The organism is Kitasatospora sp. NPDC059747, from assembly GCF_042732955.1.
GTDB lineage: Bacteria > Actinomycetota > Actinomycetes > Streptomycetales > Streptomycetaceae > Kitasatospora.
This window is the reverse complement of record NZ_JBHWGV010000048.1, coordinates 19,915-41,330: the sequence shown is the minus strand read 5'-3', so window position 1 is coordinate 41,330 and position 21,416 is coordinate 19,915. Positions and strand designations below refer to the sequence as shown.

At 73.7% G+C, this 21,416-nt stretch carries 16 protein-coding genes, 1 tRNA gene and 1 riboswitch; of the genes, 7 read left to right on the top strand and 10 right to left on the bottom strand.

Annotated features, from left to right (window positions below):
- Positions 1 to 245: 245 nt before the first annotated feature.
- The 4 genes from ACFV4G_RS21740 to ACFV4G_RS21725 all read right to left on the bottom strand — a co-directional run bounded on the left by ACFV4G_RS21740 (position 246) and on the right by ACFV4G_RS21725 (position 4,870).
- The gene (locus ACFV4G_RS21740) at positions 246 to 1,610 is read right to left on the bottom strand and encodes an FAD-binding oxidoreductase (RefSeq protein WP_380442800.1); all 1,365 of its coding nucleotides are present in this window, start codon (positions 1,608 to 1,610) and stop codon (positions 246 to 248) included.
- A 273-nt stretch (positions 1,611 to 1,883) separates the two neighbouring features.
- Positions 1,884 to 2,711 (bottom strand): MerR family transcriptional regulator, encoded by an 828-nt coding sequence (locus ACFV4G_RS21735; RefSeq protein WP_380442798.1) that lies wholly within the window; start codon positions 2,709 to 2,711, stop codon positions 1,884 to 1,886.
- A gap of 120 nt (positions 2,712 to 2,831) precedes the next feature.
- Positions 2,832 to 2,919: transfer RNA gene (locus tag ACFV4G_RS21730), tRNA-Ser, on the bottom strand.
- Positions 2,920 to 2,980: 61 nt separating this feature from the next.
- Positions 2,981 to 4,870: a S1C family serine protease gene (locus ACFV4G_RS21725; RefSeq protein WP_380442796.1), complete on the bottom strand. Its 1,890-nt coding sequence runs from the start codon at positions 4,868 to 4,870 to the stop codon at positions 2,981 to 2,983.
- Between the two features lie 233 nt (positions 4,871 to 5,103).
- Positions 5,104 to 5,251, top strand: a riboswitch (TPP riboswitch).
- Between ACFV4G_RS21725 and ACFV4G_RS21720 the strand changes: the two genes are divergently transcribed.
- From ACFV4G_RS21720 to ACFV4G_RS21705, 4 genes are all read left to right on the top strand, one after another.
- A complete protein-coding gene (locus ACFV4G_RS21720; protein WP_380442794.1) occupies positions 5,244 to 6,695 on the top strand; it encodes a purine-cytosine permease family protein in 1,452 nt (483 codons plus the stop codon). It overlaps the preceding riboswitch by 8 nt.
- Positions 6,696 to 6,774: 79 nt before the next feature.
- Positions 6,775 to 7,599 (top strand): glycerophosphodiester phosphodiesterase family protein, encoded by an 825-nt coding sequence (locus tag ACFV4G_RS21715; RefSeq protein ID WP_380442792.1) that lies wholly within the window; start codon positions 6,775 to 6,777, stop codon positions 7,597 to 7,599.
- 447 nt (positions 7,600 to 8,046) lie between these two features.
- A complete protein-coding gene (locus tag ACFV4G_RS21710; RefSeq protein WP_380442790.1) occupies positions 8,047 to 8,463 on the top strand; it encodes an ATP-binding protein in 417 nt (138 codons plus the stop codon).
- Positions 8,464 to 8,589: 126 nt separating this feature from the next.
- Positions 8,590 to 9,573, top strand: coding sequence for a DUF5926 family protein (locus ACFV4G_RS21705; protein ID WP_380442788.1), 984 nt, complete (start codon positions 8,590 to 8,592; stop codon positions 9,571 to 9,573).
- A 226-nt stretch (positions 9,574 to 9,799) separates the two neighbouring features.
- Here the strand turns inward: ACFV4G_RS21705 and ACFV4G_RS21700 are convergent, their stop codons facing one another.
- Positions 9,800 to 10,435, bottom strand: a complete 636-nt coding sequence (locus tag ACFV4G_RS21700; protein WP_380442786.1) for a bifunctional DNA primase/polymerase — start codon at positions 10,433 to 10,435, stop codon at positions 9,800 to 9,802.
- Between the two features lie 630 nt (positions 10,436 to 11,065).
- On the opposite strand from ACFV4G_RS21700, the gene ACFV4G_RS21695 reads away from it, so the two are divergent.
- Together ACFV4G_RS21695 and ACFV4G_RS21690 are read left to right on the top strand one after the other, a co-directional pair.
- The gene (locus ACFV4G_RS21695; RefSeq protein WP_380442784.1) at positions 11,066 to 12,523 is read left to right on the top strand and encodes a PP2C family protein-serine/threonine phosphatase; all 1,458 of its coding nucleotides are present in this window, start codon (positions 11,066 to 11,068) and stop codon (positions 12,521 to 12,523) included.
- 124 nt (positions 12,524 to 12,647) lie between these two features.
- The gene (locus ACFV4G_RS21690; protein WP_380442782.1) at positions 12,648 to 14,147 is read left to right on the top strand and encodes an aminopeptidase P family protein; all 1,500 of its coding nucleotides are present in this window, start codon (positions 12,648 to 12,650) and stop codon (positions 14,145 to 14,147) included.
- 61 nt (positions 14,148 to 14,208) lie between these two features.
- On the opposite strand, the gene ACFV4G_RS21685 is transcribed toward ACFV4G_RS21690, so the two are convergent.
- Positions 14,209 to 15,627, bottom strand: coding sequence for a hypothetical protein (locus tag ACFV4G_RS21685; RefSeq protein ID WP_380442780.1), 1,419 nt, complete (start codon positions 15,625 to 15,627; stop codon positions 14,209 to 14,211).
- Positions 15,624 to 16,301, bottom strand: a complete 678-nt coding sequence (locus ACFV4G_RS21680; protein WP_380442778.1) for an RNA polymerase sigma factor — start codon at positions 16,299 to 16,301, stop codon at positions 15,624 to 15,626. Before ACFV4G_RS21680 ends, ACFV4G_RS21685 begins: the two co-directional genes overlap by 4 nt.
- A gap of 235 nt (positions 16,302 to 16,536) precedes the next feature.
- On the opposite strand from ACFV4G_RS21680, the gene ACFV4G_RS21675 reads away from it, so the two are divergent.
- A complete protein-coding gene (locus ACFV4G_RS21675; protein WP_380442776.1) occupies positions 16,537 to 17,616 on the top strand; it encodes a helix-turn-helix domain-containing protein in 1,080 nt (359 codons plus the stop codon).
- A gap of 34 nt (positions 17,617 to 17,650) precedes the next feature.
- Here ACFV4G_RS21675 and ACFV4G_RS21670 read toward each other — a convergent pair whose 3' ends face one another.
- The 3 genes from ACFV4G_RS21670 to ACFV4G_RS21660 form a co-directional block, all read right to left on the bottom strand.
- Entirely contained in the window at positions 17,651 to 18,421 is a 771-nt protein-coding gene (locus ACFV4G_RS21670) for a MerR family transcriptional regulator (RefSeq protein WP_380442775.1), read from the bottom strand.
- A 105-nt stretch (positions 18,422 to 18,526) separates the two neighbouring features.
- Complete coding sequence (locus ACFV4G_RS21665) at positions 18,527 to 19,783, bottom strand: hypothetical protein (protein ID WP_380442773.1); 1,257 nt, start codon at positions 19,781 to 19,783, stop codon at positions 18,527 to 18,529.
- Between the two features lie 186 nt (positions 19,784 to 19,969).
- Positions 19,970 to 21,115: an LPXTG cell wall anchor domain-containing protein gene (locus ACFV4G_RS21660; protein WP_380442771.1), complete on the bottom strand. Its 1,146-nt coding sequence runs from the start codon at positions 21,113 to 21,115 to the stop codon at positions 19,970 to 19,972.
- Positions 21,116 to 21,416 lie beyond the last annotated feature (301 nt).

Here is a 21,416-nt window from a genome sequence, read left to right as displayed (position 1 = left end):
CGACAGCGGGACAGCGCTTCGACACACCTATCCTGAGCTGGGATTTCATCCGAACGGACGCCCTGCGAAGCCCTAGCCGACCCCGCGCGAGGCCGCGCGAAGGAGCGCACGAAAAAATCACCGCGCCACCCTGGGCGCACAGCAAGGGAAGACGCGCCCCCGAAAAGTTCGACGACCCGACCATGTCGACAATCGGCGACTTATGAAGACCATCATTCAGGAATGATGCTGCGACCGTCGGAAGATCAGACCATCTTGCCCGGATTGAGGATTCCCAGCGGATCGAAGACCGCCTTCAGCTGCCGCTGCAGGTCCAGCGCCACCGGCCCCAGCTCGCGCGCCAGCCAGTCCCGCTTGAGCAGCCCGACCCCGTGCTCGCCGGTGATCGTGCCGCCCAGCTCCAGACCGAGCGCCATGATCTCGTCGAAGGAGCGCTGCGCCCGTGCCGTCTCCTCCTCGTCCGAGGCGTCGAAGATGACGATCGGATGGGTGTTGCCGTCCCCCGCGTGGCTCACCACGCCGATGGTCAGCGCGTGCCGCTCGGCGATCGCCGCGACGCCGTTCAGCATCTCGGCCAGCCGCGAACGCGGCACCGCCACGTCGTCGATCATCGTGGTCCCCAGCCGGTCCAGGGCCGGGAGCGCCAGCCGCCGGGCCGCCAGCAGCAGCTCGGACTCCGCCTCGTCCTCGGCCGGCACGACCTCCGTCGCCCCCGCCGCCCGGCACAGCTCGGCCACCCGCGCCAGCTCGGCGGCCCGGTCCGGCCCGTCGAAGGCCACCAGCAGCAGCGCCTGGGTGGACGCCGGCAGGCCCATCCGCCCCATCTCGTTGACCGCCCGCACGCTGACCGCGTCCATCAGCTCCATCAGCGACGGGGTCAGACCGCCCGCCATCACCGCGCAGACCGCGGCCCCGGCGGCGTCCGCGCTCGGGAACTCCGCCGCCAGTGCCAGCTGCGGCGGCGGGGCGGGCCGCAGCGACAGCACCGCCCGGACCACCACGCCCAGCGTGCCCTCCGAACCGACCAGCAGCCGGGTCAGGTCGTACCCGGCCACGCCCTTGGCCGTCCGGCGGCCGGTGGACAACAGGCGCCCGTCCGCGAGCACGACGTCCAGCCCGAGCACGTACTCGCTGGTGACCCCGTACTTCACGCAGCACAGGCCGCCGGCGCCGGTGCCGATGTTGCCGCCGATCGTGCAGGACTCCCAGCTGGACGGGTCCGGCGGGTAGGACAGACCCAAGTCGGCCACGGCGCGCGAGAGTTCGGCGTTGACCACGCCCGGCTCGACGACCGCGATCCGGTTCACCGGGTCGATCTCCAGGATGCGGTTCAGCTTCACCAGGGACAGCAGGACGCAGCCGTCGACGGCGTTCGCGGCACCGGAGAGCCCGGTCCGCGCGCCCTGCGGCACCACCGGGACGCGGAGGTCGGTGGCGGTCCGCAGGACGTGCTGCACCTGCTCGACGGTCTCCGGGAACACGACGACGGCGGGCGTCCCGGCGGCGCAGAACCCCGCCATGTCGTGGCGGTAGGCGTCCAGGACGTCCTCGTCCACGACGACCGCCCCGGGCGGGAGCCCCTGCGCCAGCCGATCCGTCAGATCACCCATCGCCGCCTCCGCTCACCGCCCGCAGTCGTCCCCCGCACTCTGCCCGCCGGGCGAAGCCCCGGCAAGTGGGCCCTGCGGGGCAGGAGGTGGGGGAACGGCTCCGCCGGGGAGCGGACGGGGGAAGGAGGCGGAGGGCCGTACAGGCGCCCCGGCAAGTGGGCCCTGCGGGGCAGGGGATGGGGGAACGGCTCTGCCGGAGGGCCAACGGAGGAAGACAGGGCGGAGGGCCGTGCAGGCCCCGGCGGGTGGGGCCGGCGGGGCCTGCGTCGCGGGTTACTGCGGCTCGACGGGTTCCTGGAGTTCGGTCACCCAGTGGGCCGGGTCGTCCGGGCACTCCAGGTAGAGCTCGCGGGCGTAGCCGGTGGAGCGGTAGCCGTTGGCCTCGATGAAGTGGGCCAGCTCCTGGAAGGCGCCCACCGCGTCGTCCATCGACCCGCGGTGGACGACCGTCGCCGCGTGGTCGAGCGCGGGCAGGTCGACCACGTCGAAGTCGTGCTCCCCCGCCCGCACCCCCGGCCCGACCGGGACCGCGGCGCGGACCAGCACCGCCCCGCCGCCCTCCGGGGCCTCCTCGTAGCGGGCCACGGCCGGGCCGGTCTCGGCCACCCCCGCCGCCGCCAGCCGGCGGCACAGCTCGGCGAACAGCGGGCCGATCACCGGCCCGATGTCCTCCGGCTGGTAGCTCGCCGCCACCGCGCTCAGTTCGGCCGCCCGGACGGACGGCACCGGCTTCACCACGACATCGTGCGTGGACATGGTCCCCTCGCTCTCGATCGTCCGGAGCCTCGCCCGCACCCGGGCCAGTCGCCGCGTGTCCGCCGCGATCGCCTCGGCCAGTTCGGCGCGCCGCAGCCGCAGCATCCCGCGCAGTTCGGCCGCGTCCACCTCCTCGTCCAGGACGGCCCGCACCTGCTGGAGCGTGAAGCCCAGCTCCTTGAGCGCGATCACCCGGTTGAGCCGGGCGAGTTGGGCCGCCTGGTAGAAGCGGTAGCCGCTGACCGGGTCCACCCGGGCGGGGTGCAGCAGTCCGATGGCGTCGTAGTGGCGCAGCATCCGCACCGACACCCGGCCGTGCCTGGCGAAGTCTCCGATGTTCAACATGGTGCTCCCAGTGCACGGCCTCCCACGGTGTCAGGGTCAAGCCCCGCTGCCCGCAAAGCGCGAAGGCGGGTGCCGACTCGATGTCGGCACCCGCCCTGAGCAGGTGTTTTCCCCTACCGGCGGAGAGCGTGGGATTCGAACCCACGGTGACGGGTCACGCCACGACAGTTTTCAAGACTGTTCCCTTAGGCCGCTCGGGCAGCTCTCCAGGCGGAGGTCAGCCTAACGGGTCCGGCGGGGTTCGGTGCACACGGTTTCCGGGTGCCGGGTCAGCTCGGGGTGTCGCCCTCCCGCGAGCCGAGGGTGACCTTGGTGGTCATGGTCTGGCCGTTGCGCTGGTACTCGACGTCGACGGTCTCGCCGGGCTTGTGCGTCCAGATCCGGCTGACCAGGGCCGGGCCGTTCTCGATCGGGGCGCCGTTGAGCTTGGTGATGACGTCGCCGGGCTTGAGGCCGGCCTTGTCGGCGGCGCCGCCGGGGGTGACGGCGGGCTGGCCCTGGATGTCGCGGGTCTGGATCTGCGCCCCGTCGCCCTTGTAGTCGTCGTTGCGCAGTACCTGGAGCTGGGCGTAGACCGGCTTGCCGGTCTTGATCAGGGTGTCGGCGACCCACTTGGCCTGGTTGATCGGGATGGCGAAGCCGAGGCCGATGCTGCCGGCCCGCCCGTTGGCGGAGGCGTTGGACTGGATCGCCGAGTTGATGCCGACCACGGCGCCGCTGGAGTCGAGCAGCGGGCCGCCGGAGTTGCCGGGGTTGATCGAGGCGTCGGTCTGCAGGGCGTTCATGTAGGAGGCCTGGGCGCCGGTCTCATCGCCGGAGGCGACCGGGCGGTCCTTGGCGCTGATGATGCCGCTGGTGACGGTCGACTCCAGCCCGTACGGCGCGCCGATCGCGATGGTGGCGTCGCCGACGTTGACCTTGTCGGAGTCGGCCAGCGTGAGCGGGCTCAGCTTCTCCTTCGGCGGGTTGTCGATCTTGACGACGGCCACGTCGTAGCCCTCGGCGCGGCCGAGCACGGAGGCGCTGTAGGAGGAGCCGTCGGCGAACTTGACGGTCAGTTTCCCGCCGCCGCCGGTGACGGCGGGCGCCACCACGTGGTTGTTGGTGAGGATGTGGCCCTCGGTGTCGAAGACGAAGCCGGTGCCGGTGCCCGACTCGCTGCTGTTCTGCGCCTTGATGGTGACGACGCTCGGCAGCGCCTTCTGCGCGATGGCGGCGATCGAGCCGGGGGCGGGCTCGTTCTTCTGGGTGTTGCTGGCCTGGATGGTGGTGCTGCGGTGGTCGTCCGCGGAGGCGACGGAGTTGCCGTTGCCCGAGACCGCCACGCCGACGGCACCGCCAGCGATGCCCGCCACGAGGGCGACGGCGGCGATCAGGGCGACCAGGCCGCCGCGCTTCTTGCGGGGACCGCCGGGGCCGGCCGGGCCGCCGGGGTAGTCCGCCGGGTAGCCGAGCGGGCCCGCGGGACCGCCGGGCGCACCGGGGGCGCCCGGGTAGCCGGGGATGCCGTGCGCGGCGGTGGTGTCGTGCCCCGCGCCCCAGCCGCCGAGCGGGCGGCCGGCGCCGAACGGGTGCTGGGCGCCGGGAGCGGCGTACGGGTCGTGGGCGCCGGCGGCGGGGACGCCGTGGGTCGGCGTCGCGTACGGGTTGGCGACCGGCGGCAGGACCGGGGCGGCCTCGCCGACGGGCGCGGCGGGCGCAGCCGGTGCGACGGGCGCGGCCGGTGCCGCAGCCGGGGCGACGGGCGCGGCCGGGGCGGGCGGCAGGACCGGCGGCGGGGCGTCGATGTAGCCGCTCTCGGCGACCGGCGCGACCGGCGCCTCGGCGGGCGCGGCGGGGGCCGCCTCGGGCGCAGCGGGGGCGACGGGCGCCGCCTCCGGGACGGGGACCTTGGTGAAGGCCATGGTGGGCTTGTGCCCGCCGTCGGCCGGCGCGGCGTCCGCCGGGGCCTCGGGCTCGGGCACCCGGCCGAAGGCCATGGTCGGCTTGTGCCCGCCGTCGGCCGGCGGGGCGTCCGCCGGGGCCTCGGGCTCGGGGATCCTGCCGAAGGCCATGGTGGGCTTGTGCCCGTCCGGAGCCGGGGCCGCTGCCGCGGCCTCAGTGCCCGAGGGCTGCTCCCCCTGCGGCCCGGTGGGCCCAACCTCGCGCTCGGTGCTCACGGACGACCTCCATAGCTGACAGAACCAAGGACCATAGTTTTTCGCACTGCCGATTCGATTGCCGTAAGGACCCCTCTGAAGAACTCATAAGAATCCTTAGGCGGGACCGACGCCTCCGCTCGACGACACGTTCCCGGCGGCGGCTCCCCCACCCCCGCCGAACGTCCCGCGATGCGGACCGCACGCCCCCTGGCCTTGGGCGTTCGCCCCGGTGCCGGTTAGCCTGTCGCTCCAAACTGACACGCGGGAGCTTGGACCTTCCAGGCTGAGAGTGCGCTGGTCGACCGTACGCCACGGGATCCCGGGCGGACCGTCGAGGGGGCGTTGACCGCCGGAACCTGTCCGGGTAATGCCGGCGTAGGGAGTATCGGCCATGCCGCCTGCTTCGCCATCCTCTTCTTCGGGCGCGCCCGAGTCCAAGGGTTTCTCCGAATCGTCCACGACCGGTCATGACGGGCCCGGATCCGGCGGGACCGCCGCCGCGACCGCGCTGCTGGACCGGCCGGAGAAGGCCGAGGCACCGCTCGTCCTCGACGCCGAGCCGCCGCGCACGCTGCGTTTCCGCGACCACTTCGCGCTGTGGATGAACCTCGGCGTCAGCCTGATCGGCTTCTCCACCGCCGCCACCGTGCTCGGCGCCCCGGGCAGCGAGCTGTCGCTGGCCGCCGCGGGCACCGCGATCGTGGCCGGCACCGCGGTGGGCACCGCGATGCTCGGCGTGGCCGCGCTGATCGGCGCCCGCACCGGCGCGCCGGCGATGGCGAACCTGCGCGGGCTGTTCGGCACCCGGCTCTCGTACGTCCCGACGGTGCTGAACATCGTCCAGTGCATCGGCTGGGGCGTGTTCGAGCTCCTGACGATCGCGGCGGGCGCGCAGACGGTCGCCCACACGGACGGCTACCGGTGGCTGTTCGTCCTGCTCGCGGGCGGGCTGACCACCGTGCTGACGATCTGGCCGCTCGGCTCGATCCGGGTGCTGCGGCGCTTCGTGGCGGGCGCCGTCGCCGTCGCGATGGTCTACCTGACCGTCCAACTGGGCCGGCACGGCGTGCCCGACCCGGGCAAGGGCAACTGGCACGGCTTCCTGGGCGCCACCGACGCGATGATCGCGGTGTCGATCTCCTTCGTCCCGCTCGCCGCCGACTACACGCGGCACTCGCGCACGCCGCGCTCGGCGTTCTGGGGCAGCTTCTCCGGCTACACCGTCGCCCAGGTGTGGTGCTACGCGCTGGGCCTGATGGCGCTGCTGCAGTCCGACGGCGACCCGAACAAGATCTTCGACTCCTTCCTCGGCGTCTGGGCGGGCTGGCTGTTCCTGCTGGTGCTGGTGCTGCGCGAGACGGACCAGTCCTTCGCCAACGTGTACTCGACCGCGATGTCGGTGCAGAACCTGCTGCCGCGGGCGGACCGCCGGGTGCTGTCCGGCGCGATCGGCCTGCTGACCACCGTGCTGGCGCTGCGGATCGACAAGTTCACCGACACGTACACCAACTTCCTCGGCCTGATCGGCTCGGTCTTCGTGCCGCTGCTGGCCGTGCTGGCGGTGGACTACTTCTTCGGCGCCGGCCGCAACGGCTGGAACCTCACCGCCGAGGCGCCCTCGCGCTGGCTGATGCTGCTGCCGTGGGTGCTCGGCTTCGCGGTCTACCAGTTCATCGCGCCGACCCCGGTGGCCGGCTGGTGGACCGACTTCTGGACCTCGGCCCAGGGGGCGCTGCACTTCACCCCGCAGGAGTGGACGTCGGCCTCGCTGTTCGCCTTCGCGGTGCCCGCGCTGGTCACCTGGGCGCTCACCCCGCTGAGCCGGCGCACCCCGCAGCACTGAGGGAGCGGAGGCGAGGACGGCCCCTCGGGTTGGGACCGTCTTCGCCTCCGCGTCACCTGCTCCGCCTATCGTTGACGGCGTGACCAGCCCAGATCTGTCTTCGACGGCCCCGCGCACCGCGCCGTCCGTCCAGGTAGTCGCCCACCGCGGCTCCTCGGACGCCTTGCCCGAGCACACCCTGGCCGCCTACCGGCGGGCCCTCGAGGAGGGCGCGGACGCCGTCGAGTGCGACGTCCGGGTGACCGCCGACGGCGAGCTGGTCTGCGTGCACGACCGCCGCATCGGCCGGGTCTCCAACGGCCGCGGCACCGTCTCGGCGATGACGCTCGCCGAGTTGCAGGACTACGACTTCGGCGCCTGGAAGACCGGCCGGCCCAGCACCGACCCCGAGCTGCGCGGCGTGCTGACCCTGGAGCGGCTGCTGGAGCTGGTCGTGGACTGCGGACGGCCGGTGGACCTGGCGATCGAGACCAAGCACCCGGTGCGCTTCCGCGGCCGGGTCGAGGCCGAGCTGCTCCGGATGCTCGAACGGTTCAAGATCTCCGGCATCCGCGAGGGCGACCGCCCGTCCGCCCGGATCATGAGCTTCTCGTCGATCGCGCTGGACCGGGTGGCCGCCGCCGCGCCGGACTACCCTCGGGTGTTCCTGATCGAGCGGATGCTGCCGCTGCTCGGCCGGCTGCGGGAGGGCCGGCCGCTGCCCGGCGGGGCGCGGATCGCCGGGCCCGGCATCGACCTGGTGCGGGCCAAGCCCGACCTGGTGCCGCGGCTGCGCGAGCTGGGCCACGAGGTGCACGTGTGGACGGTCGACGAGCCGGCCGACGTGGACCTGTGCCTGGAGCTCGGGGTGTCGGCGATCATCACCAACAAGCCCGCGCAGGTGCTGGCGCAGCTCGGCCGCTGAGGGCCCCGGAGGACCCACGGGTCCCTCGGATCCCGGTGGGTGCCGACCGCTCTGTCGGAACCTGATCGCCGAACCCGACCGATCCGGTCGGCATTCAAACCTTCCGCGCACGTTTCTTGCCGGAAATCGTGCGCCAGCGCGACGGAGGGTGAGCGGGGAATGACCTCCCGCCCACCCTCGGTCGCGCTGCTCGAAATGGGCTCGCGGGATCGTCGCGCGGTCGTTTCCGACGCATTACCAAGGGGCATCCATCCCTCGGCATACGCTGAAGGAGGTCCGGGGGTGGCGTTGATGGTGGCGCGTGAAGTGCCGACTTCATCGACCATGGCAGTGCCGCACGGCCCAGCGAGTGTCGGGGTCGCACGGCGCCGACTGCGTCGAGATCTGGGTGATCGGCAGATACCGGAACCGGTCATCGATGATGCCGTACTGATCCTTTCCGAGCTGTTGAGCAATGCGTGCCGGTACGCCCGGCCGCTCGGCCCGCTGCCCGCGCTCGGGCGCGGCACCCTGGCCGAGGTCGTCGACCAGGTACTGGTCGGCGTCCCGTCCGGGCCGCACGCCGGTGCGCCGGCCGGCCGGGACGCGGAACAGCCCGGCGACGACGGCGGCGTGCTCGTCCGCTGGCAGATGCACGCGGACGGCGTGCTGACGGTGGAGGTCACCGACGGCGGCGCACCGACGCGGCCCGAGCCCGGCAGCCCCTCGCTGACCTCGCGCGGCGGCCGCGGCCTGGGCATCGTCGACCAGCTCGCGAGCGACTGGGGCGTGCGCGACGCACCCGGCGAGGTGACGGTCTGGGCCGCGCTGCCCGCCCGCGCGCGGCACGCCAGGCGCACCGGCGGTGACGCCCGCAGCGCCTGAGCGCCCCGCCCGCAGGCCCCGGGCGCCCCCGCCGCAGCGCTCCCGCCCCGGCGCGTGCCCGCGCGCCGGGAGAACGTCAGTAGGCTTCCCGGAGCAAAGGACCACCGTCCCCGGGAGAGCCGCACCATGGGCAAGAAGGCCGCCAAGAAGGCGCCGCAGCGCCAGTCCACCACCGCCGTCACGGGTGAGATCCCCGTGGTCGGGGCCCGCGACGACTGCCCGTGCGGCTCGGGCCGCCGGTACAAGGCCTGCCACGGCCGGGAGGCCTCGCACGCGGTGCAGGAGCTGGTGCACCGCCCGTTCGAGGGCCTGCCGGGCGAGGCCGACTGGGTCGCGCTGCGCGAGCTGGTGCCCGCCGCCACCGTGCCGCTGACGCTGGCCGCCGGAGTCGCCGGGACCGCCGTCGGCGAGGTGCCGTCGGTCACCCTGGCCACCGTCCTGCCGCTCGCCTGGCCGGCCCTGCGCCGCCAGGACGGCTCGATCCTGCTCGGCCTGCAGACCCAGTCCTCCTCGGGCGACCTGAGCCGCGACCTCGCGGACGCGCTGGAGCTGGCCCTGGCCGCCGAGCCGGGCAGCCCCGTGCCGGCCCGCCGGACCGTCCCGGGCGGGCGCCGCCTGCAGGACCTGCTGGACGTCACGGCGGACTTCACGCCCGCCGTGCACACCGGCTTCGAGTTCTGGCTGGAGGACGCCGAGACCGCCACCGGTGAGGTCGCCGCCTCGCTGGAGCGCGCCAACGCCTCCGCCATCCCGACCGAGAAGCTCACCAGTGTCGACGCCGCGTACTGGTGCGGCACCCCGGACAAGAACCACCTGCGCTGGGTGATGACCGTCCCCGAGGAGCAGCTCCTGGACGCGCTGGCCCGGCTGAACGCGGCCGGCGAGGCCTCGCTCGGCACCGACACCCGCCTGGTCGGCTCGTTCCGCGCGCACGGCCTGACCGTCCCCGTGTGGGACCTGCCGCTCGCCATGACGGCGGCCGACTGCGAGAAGCCCGCCGCCGGGTTCGCCGAGCGGCTCGCCGCCGTCCTCGCGGACCCGGCGCCGCTCACGGCCGACGAGCGACGCGCCCGCGCGAACCTGGTGAACCGTCAGGTCACCCTGAACTAAAGCGCGCAGGAACGAGGTGATACGCGTCACATTGTCGCCCTGAACCGCAATTTCCGGGCGTGGAGGGCGTCTTGGAAATTGGCGCGGACGCAGATCCTTGTTACTGTCTAAAGAGTCCGGTCGCTGGTGCATCCCCCGTCGCCAGCGGCCGGATCTTTTGTTTTTCCGGGCGGACGGCGCCGGACCCGGCCGATGACCGGCCGACGGGCCGCCACCGGACGGTCGCTCAGTAGGCCGAGCGCCCGCTGTCCAGCCGGACCGTCGCCTCCACCAACTCGCCCAGCAGCGGCCCGACCTGCGGCAGCCACACCCCGCCGTCGGCCGCCCGCCGCGGCGCCAGCACCCAGCGCACCGGGCCCGCTCCCGCACCGGGCGGCAGCGGCAGGAAGCCGCCCGGCCCGTGGTAGTGCAACGAGCCCGGCACCCAAGGGAGTTGGGCGAGCATCTCGCCGAGCGAGTCCAGCGAGTACGGCGCCACCAGCAGCGCGTAGCGGCCCGGCATCGCCAGCACCGGCCCCAGTGGCAGCCGCAGCGCCCCCAGGTACGCGAGCGCGCGGGCCCCGGCCAGGGCCGGCAGGCTCACCGCCGACACCGCCCGACCGGTCGCCGCCAGCACCGGCGCGTCCGGGCTCTGCCGCTCCCACCACCAGCGCACCATCCGGGCGTCCGTGGTGGCCGCCAGCAGCGGCGGGTCGTGCGGGTGCGCGCCCGGCACCGGGCAGTCCGGGTCGCCGCACGAACAACGCCCGCCGGACAGCACCGCGCCCGGCACCACCGGCCAGCGGTGGTCGACGGCCGACTCCAGGGCCGCGGTCAGCCGGGCGGACCGGGCCGCGGACCGGCCCCTCGGATCCTCACGCATGGCGCTCGTTCCTTTCCCTGACCGCTCGGTTCGCTCCGGGGCCGCCGTCCGTCCCGGGGCCGCGTCCGCCGGACTCGCCGCACGGGCCGCGGCGGCGCGGACCGGGGGCACGCGGCGGGCGGGCGGTACGGCGGACGGCGCGGCGCGGACGTGGAGCACGGCGTGGAGCACGACATGAGAGGGGCCGCGCACGGGAACAGCCCTCGGAACGAGAATCGCGTATGCGCCCGGATGGACGCCGCCCGGGCGCGCTTGGTTCCACCGTACGAGTGAGTGACATCCGGCCAGCGCGGCATCCGGGCGGCGAAAGCATACGATCCGGACGGCCGCCGGGTCCGTCCCCACGGTTCTGCCCGCTCCCGGGCCGCTCCATTCCTCCCGGCCGGAACGGCGCGCGTACGAACCGGACGCGCCCTCCGTCCGGGTCGCAGTGGAGGGGGAACCGGCCACCGGCTCGTCCCGGATCTGGACATGCCCCAAATGGCCTGTGTAGAAGTGGTGCCATTGCTGTCGATCAATGACGAGTAGTAGCGATTCGAGGCGAAACGCGCCCTTCGGCCGCGCTCGCCCCCACATCGGCCGTCCCTGGGGGTTCCGCATGACACGTAGCACCGCGTCAGGAGTGCCGGCATGACCGAGACCCACCCGTCGTCGACGCCCAGTTCACCCGCAGCGCCGGCCGAGCCGGGCTTCACCGGCGGGCTCTCCGTCCTCGACCCGCTCATCGACCAGCCGGGCCTGCCCGGTCCCGCCGAGGCCCAGGACGGTGCGGCGGAGGCCCTCACGGCACCGTCCACCGGGGTGCAGGACCGTTTGGCCGGACGCCTGTCCGATTTCACCAGCCTGTACGAGCACACCGAACGGCTCGCCCGCGCCCGCGGCCTCGACGCCACCCTGGCCGCCGTCCTGGCCTCCGGCGCCGACCTGCTCGGCGCCGGCCGCGGCGTCCTGGTCACCCGGCAGCCCGGCGGCGGCCCCGGCCAGCCGCTCGGCCTCGGCCTCGACCGCGCCAGCCTCGGCGCCCTGGAGACCGTCCCCTTCGAGCAGAGCCTGCTCGCCCGCCTGCTGCGCGACCGGGACCGGCCCGAGCGGCTGCACTCCCCCGACCTCGCCGAGGACCCGGCCACCGGCGCCCGGCTGCGCGAACTCGCCGCCCACCTCGGCCTCGGCGGCTGCTACGGACTGCCGCTCGCCACCGAGGAGGACGGCCCGCTCGCCGCCGCCGTCTGGTTCTACGACCGGCCCGCCGAACCCACCGAACGCCAGCGCGAACTCGCCCACCGCTACTGCCGGTTCGCCGCCCCGCTGATCGCCGGGCAGCTGGCGGCCGACAAGGTCAGCCGCACCACCGAGGCGCTGCTCCGCGGCCTGCTGCCCGACCGGCTCCCCCAGCCCGCCGGGCTGCGGCTGGCCGCCCGGCTCGTCCCCGCCGGCCTCGACCGCTCCAACGGCAGCGACTGGTACGACGCCATCCCGCTGCCCGACGGCACCGTCGGCCTCACCGTCGGCTCCGTCTCCGGCGACGGCCCCGGCGCGGGCCCCGGCTCCGCACCCGGCGCCGCCGCCGCGATGGGCCGCGTACGGGCCGCGCTGCGGGCGTACGCGGTGCTGGAGGGCGAGGACCCGGTCTCCGTCCTCGGCGACCTCGAACTGCTCCTGAAGACCACCGAGCCCACCCGCACCGCCACCGCCGTCTACGCCTGGATCGAACCCGACGAGCGCCGGATCACCCTGGCCGGCGCCGGGCACTGCCCGCCGATCCTGGTCAACCGGCACGGCGCCGAGTTCGTCGAGACCTCGCTCTCCGCGCCGCTCGGCATGCTCGCCTGCTGGGAGGCCCCCGGCGTCGAGCTCACCGCCGAGCGCGGGGACACCCTGCTGCTGTACACCGAGGGCCTGGCCCGCCGCTGCGGCCCCACCCTGCACGCCGGGCAGGCCAACCTGCGCCGGGCCGCCGCCGACGCCCCGCGCGACGTGCGGATCGACCCCGACCGGCTCTGCGCCCACCTGCTCGCCGCCTGCCCCGGCCGCGAGGGGGCCGACGCCGCCACCGACGACCTGATGCTGCTGGGCGCCCGCTTCGAGTAGACCTTCCGGCCCCGAACGAGTGGGCGACCGGGCGTCCGTACCATGGGACGCACGGCCGCCCACGTGTGTCGCGATCCGACATCCCCCACGGGCGGGCCGCACCACCCCCAAGGAGGCGTTGTACGTGACCGAGGACCGCACCCCGGCGGTGGCCGAGAACCCCGAGGCCACCGGCGGCGAGGAGCCGAAGCAGTTCAAGGGCCGCAAGAACGGCCTGTACTCCGAGGTCTCGGACGAGCTGGCCGCCTCGATGAAGTCCGGCTGGGCCGACACCGAGCTGCACGGCCTGACGCCCGTCGCCCAGGCCCCGTACGCCGCCGAGCGGCGCGCCCGGCTCTCGGCCGCGTACCCCGGCGAGCGACTGGTGATCCCGGCCGGCAACCTGAAGGTCCGCGCCAACGACACCGACTACAACTTCCGCGCCGCCAGCGAGTACGTCCACCTCACCGGCGACCAGACCGAGGACGCCGTCCTCGTCGCCGAGCCGACCGGCGACGCCGGCCACGAGTTCGGCCTCTACCTGCTGCCCCGCTCCGACCGCGACAACGGCGAGTTCTGGCTCGACGGCTACGGCGAGCTGTGGGTCGGCCGCCGGCACAGCCTCACCGAGCAGGAGCAGCTGCTCGGCCTGCCCGCCCGCGACGTCCGCAAGGCCGCCGACGAGCTCGCCGCGCGCGCCAAGGACTCCGCCGCCCCCACCCGGCTCGTCCGCGGCTACGACGAGGGCCTGGAGGGCGCCCTGGGCGAGTTCCTCGACGCCGACAAGGACGCCGAGCTGAAGGAGTTCCTGAGCGGCCTGCGGCTGGTCAAGGACGCCTGGGAGATCGGCGAGCTGCGCGCCGCCTGCGACGCCACCGTCAAGGGCTTCACCGACGTCGTCCGCGAGCTCGGCCAGGCCGTCGCCACCTCCGAGCGCTGGATCGAGGGCACCTTCTGGCGCCGCGCCCGCGTCGAGGGCAACGACGTCGGCTACGGCACCATCGCCGCCGCCGGCCCGCACGCCACCACCCTGCACTGGGTCCGCAACGACGGCGACGTCCGCCCCGGCGAGCTGCTGCTGCTCGACGCCGGCGTGGAGACGCACACCCTCTACACCGCCGACGTCACCCGCACGCTGCCCATCGGCGGCCGCTTCAACGACCTCCAGCGCAAGATCTACGAGGCCGTCCACGACGCCCAGGAGGCCGGCATCGCCGCGGTGCGGCCGGGCGCCCGCTTCCGCGACTTCCACGCCGCCTCGCAGCGCGTCCTCGCCGAGCGCCTGCTCGCGTGGGGCCTGCTCGACGGCTCCGTGTACGACGTCGAGAAGGTCCTGGAGCTGGGCCTCCAGCGCCGCTGGACCCTGCACGGCACCGGCCACATGCTCGGCCTGGACGTCCACGACTGCGCCCACTCGCGCCGCGAGGAGCACGTCGACGCCCTGCTGGTGCCCGGCATGGTCCTCACCGTCGAGCCCGGCCTGTACTTCCAGCAGGACGACCTGACCGTCCCCGAGGAGTACCGCGGCATCGGCGTCCGCATCGAGGACGACATCCTCGTCACCGCCGACGGCAACGAGAACCTCTCCGCCGGCCTCCCCCGCCGCGCCGAGGACGTCGAGGCCTGGATGGCATCGCTCGCCTGACCCGCACGCACGAGGGCCCGGCCTCCCCCTGTCGTTCGGGGAGGCCGGGCCCTCGCACACGCTACTTGGCGGTCACCTGCAACTGGAGGGTGGTGCCGCCGGAGACGGTGTAGCTCTCAGCCACGGGCGTGGCGAGTCGCGCGGTCAGCGAGAAGGAGCCGGGGGTGTCCTGGGCGGCCAGCTTCAGGCGGTAGTTGACCGTGGTGCTCTGCCCGGGATCCAGGTCCACGGGCAGCCCCGTCTGGAGCGAGGAGTAGGAGTCGAGCATCCGCACGTCCATCGGCTTCCAGTCCGCCCCTTCCTGGCGTTCCAGCGTGCCCTGCAACGGCTGCCCGACAGGTGCGGCGTAGGAGTCGTAGAAGACCACGGCCTTCGCACCGGAGACCTTGGCGCTGCCGGTGTTCTTGTAGGTGACCGAGAACTCGACGGGAGTCCCGTCGTTCGGCACCTGCTGGCCGGGCTTGAGGCCGCTCACCGAAACGCCGACGCTCTCCGAGTAGGGCGCGACGTGGCCGCTGACGTCCAGGCTGTTGACGATCGTCATCAGCCCCTGCTGGTAGTCGTCCTTGAGCCCGATCGCGGAGACGAACACCTGGTCCTTGGGCAGGGCCCACAGCTGGGCGGTGAAGGACGAGGTGCCGCACGAGTCCTGCCACTGCGACTTCCGGGCCGGACGGCCGGACACCGTGGGCGTCGTCCTGGTCGGGGCGTGGCTGGTGACCTGCTCGCCCGCGGCGGGCACGTGCGGGTTGCCCCAGACCGGGCAGAACGGCTGGTGGGCCCAGCCGCCGGCGCGGTCGAGGTCGGAGGTCGACGGCCAGCTCATCGAGTCCGTGTCGAAGACCGTCACGTCCACTCCGTAGGGCTGGCAATCCCGGCTGGTGGCGTCCTGCGGAGCCCCCGGGCTCAGCAGGCAGAGGTGGTAGCTGGCCGGGTCGTCGGAAGCGATCCGCCAGCCCGCCGGGACCTTCAGCTTCACACCGCGGAACGTGTACGGCGTCGCCGGGCCGGTGGTGGCGCCGGTGGCCTTGTTCGTCGGAGTGGGGGACGACGACGGGGTGTCGTCGGCGAGGGCCGCGGCGGTCTCCGGGGCGTCCGGGGTCCCGGTGTCGGTCGGGGTGGCCGTCTCGGACGGGGTGGCCGTGGGGCTGGGGGTCTCGGTGGGCGTCGCCGCGGGGGTAGGGCTGGGGGAGGCCGACACCGTGGCGGCCGGCGGCGCGTGGTCGTGGTCGGCCACGGGGTTCCCGTGCAGCGTGACCACGCCGACCGCCATCGCGGCGGCCAGGCCCAGCGGGACGGCGACGGCGTAGACCGGCCGTAGTCTGCGGATCCGGCGATTGGGCGGGGCCGCGGGGCGCAGGTCGTGCGCGGTGATCAGGGACGTGCGGGCGGTCATCGCCTCGCGCAGCAGCCGTTCCGTCGGGGTCTCGGCCGGCCCGTCGCCGTCGCCGCCGATCCGGCGGGGGAACTTGTCGGTCATCGAACCTTCTCCAGGTGCTTTTCGAGAGCGTCCAGGGCCCGGCTGGCGGTGGACTTCACGGCGCCCCGGGACAGGCCCAGGGTGTCGGCTATCTGCGCCTCCGACATGTCCGACCAGTAGCGCAGCACCAGCACCTCGCGCTGGCGGGGGGTCAGTTCCTGCAGGGCGACCAGCACGCGCCGGTGCTCGTCGTTGAGCACCGCGTGCTCCTCGGCCGACGGGGCGTCGGTCTCGTGCGGCGGCACGTACTCACGGGCCGTCTTGCGGCGGCGCAGCATCGAGCGGGCGCCGTTGACGACCGCCGTGCGCAGGTAGCCGAGCGCGTTGTCGAGGTCGTCCAGTTCCTCGCCGTGGCGCTGGTAGAGCTGGGTGAAGGCCTCCTGGACCACGTCCTCGGCGAGGTCCTGGTGGTCGACCAGCAGGACGGCCATCCGGACCAGCCCGAGCCGGTGGGCGTGGTAGAGGTCGGTCAGGGTCGGCCGGTCCTCGGTACGGCCGCGTCCCCCGCGCAGCAGCCGGAAACCGGAGCGCCGCTGCACCGCCTGGTGCTCGGTGGTGGGGACGGCGACGGGCTCGCCGGCCTCCTGGGCACCGAACAGCAGGGCGGCCACTCCGCGGACGGAGAAACCACGCTTCCACGCCGGCGCGATGATCGGCCCGATGGCCATGGACATCTGCGTCTTCCGCTTTCCCCCGGGACGGTTTCCGGGCGTACCGGAACCGTCTGCTCACCTGATCTTGATCGAGATCGGCAAGATCCTCCCAGCCGCCACCGGCCTGGTGTTCTCCGCCCCCGTACCAATGGACGTGCGGGGGCGGTGGAGGTTGCAGGCGAGTTCCGAAAAATCCCGGCGCGGCCCGACGGACTAAACTCACCGACGTTCCACCACCCTTGAGCAGGGGGTTCGCATGACCCAGCACGACAACCCGCCGCAGGGCAGCACGTCGCGGGCCGCCGGGAGGACCGCGCCCGGGCCGGTCGCGGTCGCCATCGGGCGCCGGCCGGAGCCGGTGCACGACGTCGCGGTGTACGCGTTCGACGGCATGGCGCCGTTCGAACTCGGCGTGGCGGTCGAGGTGTTCGGGCTCGCCCGGCCGGAGCTGAGCGGCCTGCTGGCGGCACCCTGGTACGGCCTGAAGGTGTGTGCGGACCGGCCCGGGACGGCGCTCGACGCGGTGGGCGGGTTCGCGATGGTCGCCCGGCACGGGCTCGACGAACTGGCGGCCGCGGACACCGTGATCGTCCCCGGGGTGCCGAACGCCTTCGGCGGGGTGGTGTCGCCGGGCCTGGTCGCGGCGCTGCGCACGGCGCACGAGCGCGGCGCCCGGATCGTCTCGATCTGCTCGGGCGCCTTCGCCCTGGCCGCCGCCGGCCTGCTCGACGGCCGCAAGGCGACCACGCACTGGCGCTACGCCGAGCTGCTCCAGCAGCGGTACCCGTCGGTGGAGGTCGACCCGGACGTGCTGTACGTCGACAACGGGGACGTCCTGACGAGCGCGGGCAGCGCCGCCGGGATCGACCTGTGCCTGCACCTGGTGCGCCGGGACCACGGCGCGAAGGTGGCCAACACCGTGGCCCGCCGGTTCGTCGTGCCCCCGCACCGGGACGGCGGGCAGGCCCAGTTCATCGAGGCGGCGATCCTGCCGGTCGACGAGGAGGACGACGGGATCGCGCGCAGCATGCAGTACGCGATGGACCACCTGGCGTCGCCGCTGACCGTCTCGGCGCTGGCCGGGGCCGCCCGGATGTCCGACCGCTCGTACCTGCGGCACTTCACCGCCCGCAACGGGACCAGCCCGATGCGCTGGGTCGTCACCCAGCGCATCGCGGCCAGCCTGCCGCTCCTGGAGTCCCCGGAGGGGACGGTCGAGGAGATCGCCGCCGCGGTCGGCTTCGAGAGCGCGGCGACGTTCCGCCACCACTTCGGCCGGGTGATGCGCACCTCGCCGACGGCCTACCGGCGGGGGTTCGGCCGCGGGGTGGCGTGAGCCCCCGGCTCAGTCCTCGGCTCGGCCTCCCGGCTCAGCCCTCGTGCCGGGCCGCGTTGGCCAGGATCGCGTCGTGCAGCCACTGCGCGAGGCCGGGCGCGATCTTCTCGTAGCTGTCGGTCCACCGCGGGTCCCCGACGTACAGGCCGGCCAGGCCGCGGTGGATGGTGAAGGTGCAGTCGTAGAAGTTCTGGCAGATGTGCTGCCGGTGCTCCTCGGCGAGGTCCATGGCGAGGGTGCCGTCGGCGGGCTCGCCGGCCGCCACCGCCGCGGCCAGGCGGCCGTTGAGGGCGGTCATCTCGGCCTGGATGCGCTCCCAGTCGGCCTTGCCGTAGGCGCCGGTGCGGCGCTGCGACTCGGCCCAGGCCTCGGTGTCGCCCCAGCGCTGCTCGGCCTCCTGCTCCCACTCCTCCTTGTAGTCCTCGCCGAAGATCTCGAACTTCTCCTCGGGGGTCAGCTGAACGCCCATTCTCCGTGCCTCCATGGCGTGTTCGACGGCCGTGGCGAGTTCCTGGAGGTGCTTGATCCGGTCGGTCAGCAGGCTGTGCTGCCGCCGGAGGTGCTCGCTCGGGCTGACCGAGTCGTCGTCCAGGATCGCCGCGATCTCTTCCAGGGGGAACCCGAGTTCGCGGTAGAACAGGATCTGCTGCAGCCGGTCGAGGTCGGCGTCCACGTACCGGCGGTAGCCGGCCCGGGTGCGGCCCGCGGGGGACAGCAGTCCGATCTCGTCGTAGTGGTGCAGGGTGCGGACGGTCACCTTGGCGATCCTCGCCACGGCGCCGACCGAGTAGCCGTCGCTGTTCATGCGGGGTGTTCCTCCCTTCGTGCTGACTCGACACTCGTCTCTCACGTCGCGTGAGGGTCAAGCCGGAAGGGCCGTCGGGTTCCGCGCGGGTGCCCGGCGGGGACGTCAGTGCCCGGCGCCGACCAGGACGCGCTCGCGCCGACGGCCGAGCCGGCCGCGTCCGGAGCCGTGGCCGTGGCCGTGGCCCTGGCCCTGGTCGTCCGCCGACGGCCGCGGGCGGCGCGTCTGCTGGGTGGGCCAGAGCAGCACGTACGCCGTCGAGACCACGACGAAGGCGAGCCGGACGAACCCGCGCGCCGGATCGGACGGCAGGAGCAGCGTGCCGCCGTACAGCGAGGCCAGCGCGATCCAGCTCCACCAGGGCACCAGGCGCTTCTGCCCGACCGCGTCCCACAGCAGGGTGCCGAGCAGGATCGAGGCCGTGTAGTACGTGTACACGCTGGGGTCGAGCAGGACGCGGGCGTTCGCGCCGAGCAGCACGACGGCCGGCCAGCGGCCGCGCCAGACCGCGATGCCGCCGAGCCCGAGGCCGAGCGCGAACTGGGTCGGGCGGTCCCACCAGGGGGTGGTCGGGTCGGTCACGCCGAACCAGCGCAGCGAGGAGGCCGGCTGGTTGGGGATGGTGAACTTGGCGGCCGCCATGGTGTCCAGGTTGCCGAGGTAGAACGGCAGCCAGGCGACCGCGACCAGCGCGCAGAACCACAGCGCGGTGCGCAGCCAGGCGGGCCTGGGCAGGGCGAGGACCAGCGGGGCGAAGGCGATCGCCCAGGGCTTGGAGTCCACCGCGAGCGCCAGGAAGATCGCGACCTGGACGGGCTTGCCGCGGGCGAGCGCGTGCGCGGCGAGGGCGGTGAAGAACAGCGCCAGCACGTCGTCGAGGTGTGCGAAGCGGACCGACACCTCGACCCACATCGGGATGAACGCCAGCCCGGCGATCAGCACGCGCTGCTGGAGCCGGCGGTGGTTGGTGCCGGTGCCCAGGTAGTACAGGGCGGCGGTGCGGCCCACCAGGACCAGCATCACCAGGCCGAGCGCGGAGCTCACCGCCTCGGCGATCACCTGGCCCGTGTACGGCGAGAACGGCGCCGTGAGCCGGGCCGCGGCCAGGCTGACCGGGCCGATCTGCAGCTCGGGGTGGTGGGCGTAGAGCGACAGCCCGCCGTCGGGCTGACCGCTGAAGAGCAGTTGCTCGCCCTGGCGCAGGTAGTGCCAGGAGAAGCCGCCCTTGGGCTCGACCAGAAAGAACCAGAGCACCGTCCAGGCGACCAGCAGGACGTGGTGTCTGCGTACCAGCAGGCCCGCGATGCGTCCCGTGCCGGACTCGTAGTCGGTAGTGGTCCGTGCCGTGCGTGCTCCCCGCACCTGTCCCTCTCCCCGCCGGTTCCGCCCCCCTCCGGCCGGACATCCTATGTGACGGAGGAGTACCTTCCGCGCCGCCCGGGTGTCCGTCGGGCGGACGGACGGGCGGCGCGGTGGCACTCAGGCGGTGATCCCCCGAGGTCAGCCGCCGCCCGGCGCCTGGATCCGGCGCCGGGAGCGGCTGCGCGGTCAGCCCTGCTGGGCCGACTTGCGGCGGCGCAGCACCACGAGGGTGCCGATGCCGGCCACCAGGACGGCGCCGCCGGCGCCGGCGATGGCGGTGGTGTCGTCACCGCCACCGGTGGTGGCGAGGGCCTTGTCCGCGTTGTCGGCGGCGGCCTTGGCCTTGGTGACGGCGGCCGGGACGATCTTCGGCGGGGTGATCTTCGGGACGCTCACCGGGAAGTCGATCGGCTCCGGGGCGCCGGTGCTGCTGCCGGACGGGGCCGGGGCGGCGGTCGAGGCGGAGGCGGACGGCGACGCGGACGGCGAACCGGTGGTCGGAGCCGGGGTGGTCGGCTGCGTGGTGGGCGTGCCGGTCGGCGTCGCGGTGGCCGTGGTGCTCGGCGTGGCGGTGGCCGTCGGCGTGTGGCTGGTCGTGGGCGAGCCGGTCGGGGTGGGCGTGTGGGTCGGCGTGTGGGTGCCCGTCGGCGACGTGGTGGTCGTCGGGGTCGGCTTGCCGGTGGGGGTCGGGGCCGCCTTCTTGATGGTGAAGCCGGCGCCGCGGATGCCCTCGCAGCTGAACCCGCCGTTGTCGGTCGGCAGGTGGCTGTCGTCGTCGAGCGCGGCGGCGAACACCACCGGGACGACACCGGCCTTGCCGAGCGGAGCGTCCCCGGTGAAGGAGACCCGGACCTTGATCGTCAGGTTCTTGCCGTGGTTCACGACCAGCAGGGCGTCGTCGGAGGGGTTCCCGTCGCCGTCGACCTGGCCGAGCAGGATCAGGGCGGCGGAGTCGTCGCCGTCGCCGCCGCCGGGCGCGACCGCGCCGGTCTGCCAGCCCTCGCCGGGCAGCTGGTACTCGACCTTGAAGTCCTTGGCCTTGAGCGAGCCGGCCTTGTTCTTGAACTTCAGGAACGGGTAGAAGACGTCGTCGTGCTTGGACGAGTTGTCGATCTTGTAGCTGAACTCGCGGGCGTCGCCGCCGGCGATGAAGGTGTCCGGCACGCCCTGGAGCGAGAGACCGAGGAGCTGCGCCGCCGTCTTCTCGGCCGACGCGGCGGCGGACGGGGCGTCGGTGGCACCGACGGCCATGGCGCCCTGGGCACCGGCCAGCACCATCGAGGACGCGAGCGCGGCGGCGCCGGCGAGGGCAAGAGTGCGACGTATCGACAAGGGAGACCTCACGGGAGAGTCCGGGCACGCCCGGAGGCGCGGTGGGGCGCGGCGGAGCGCGCCGCGATCCCCCCGCGAAGCTTGAAAGTCCGACGGAGACTACCGAACGATCCAGCCACTTCGGAAGGCAGGTGTCACGCTCCGTCCCGTACGACACACGGAGCCTGCCCGAATCGTCCAACTCCGTCACCGGACAAGGCTTTTGTCTTTTACCAAAAGCACACCCGGCGTGACGGGTACACGCCTGGAGGACGGTACCGCACGGCCCTCCGTGGCGTGAATCCATCGGTCGGGCGCTCAG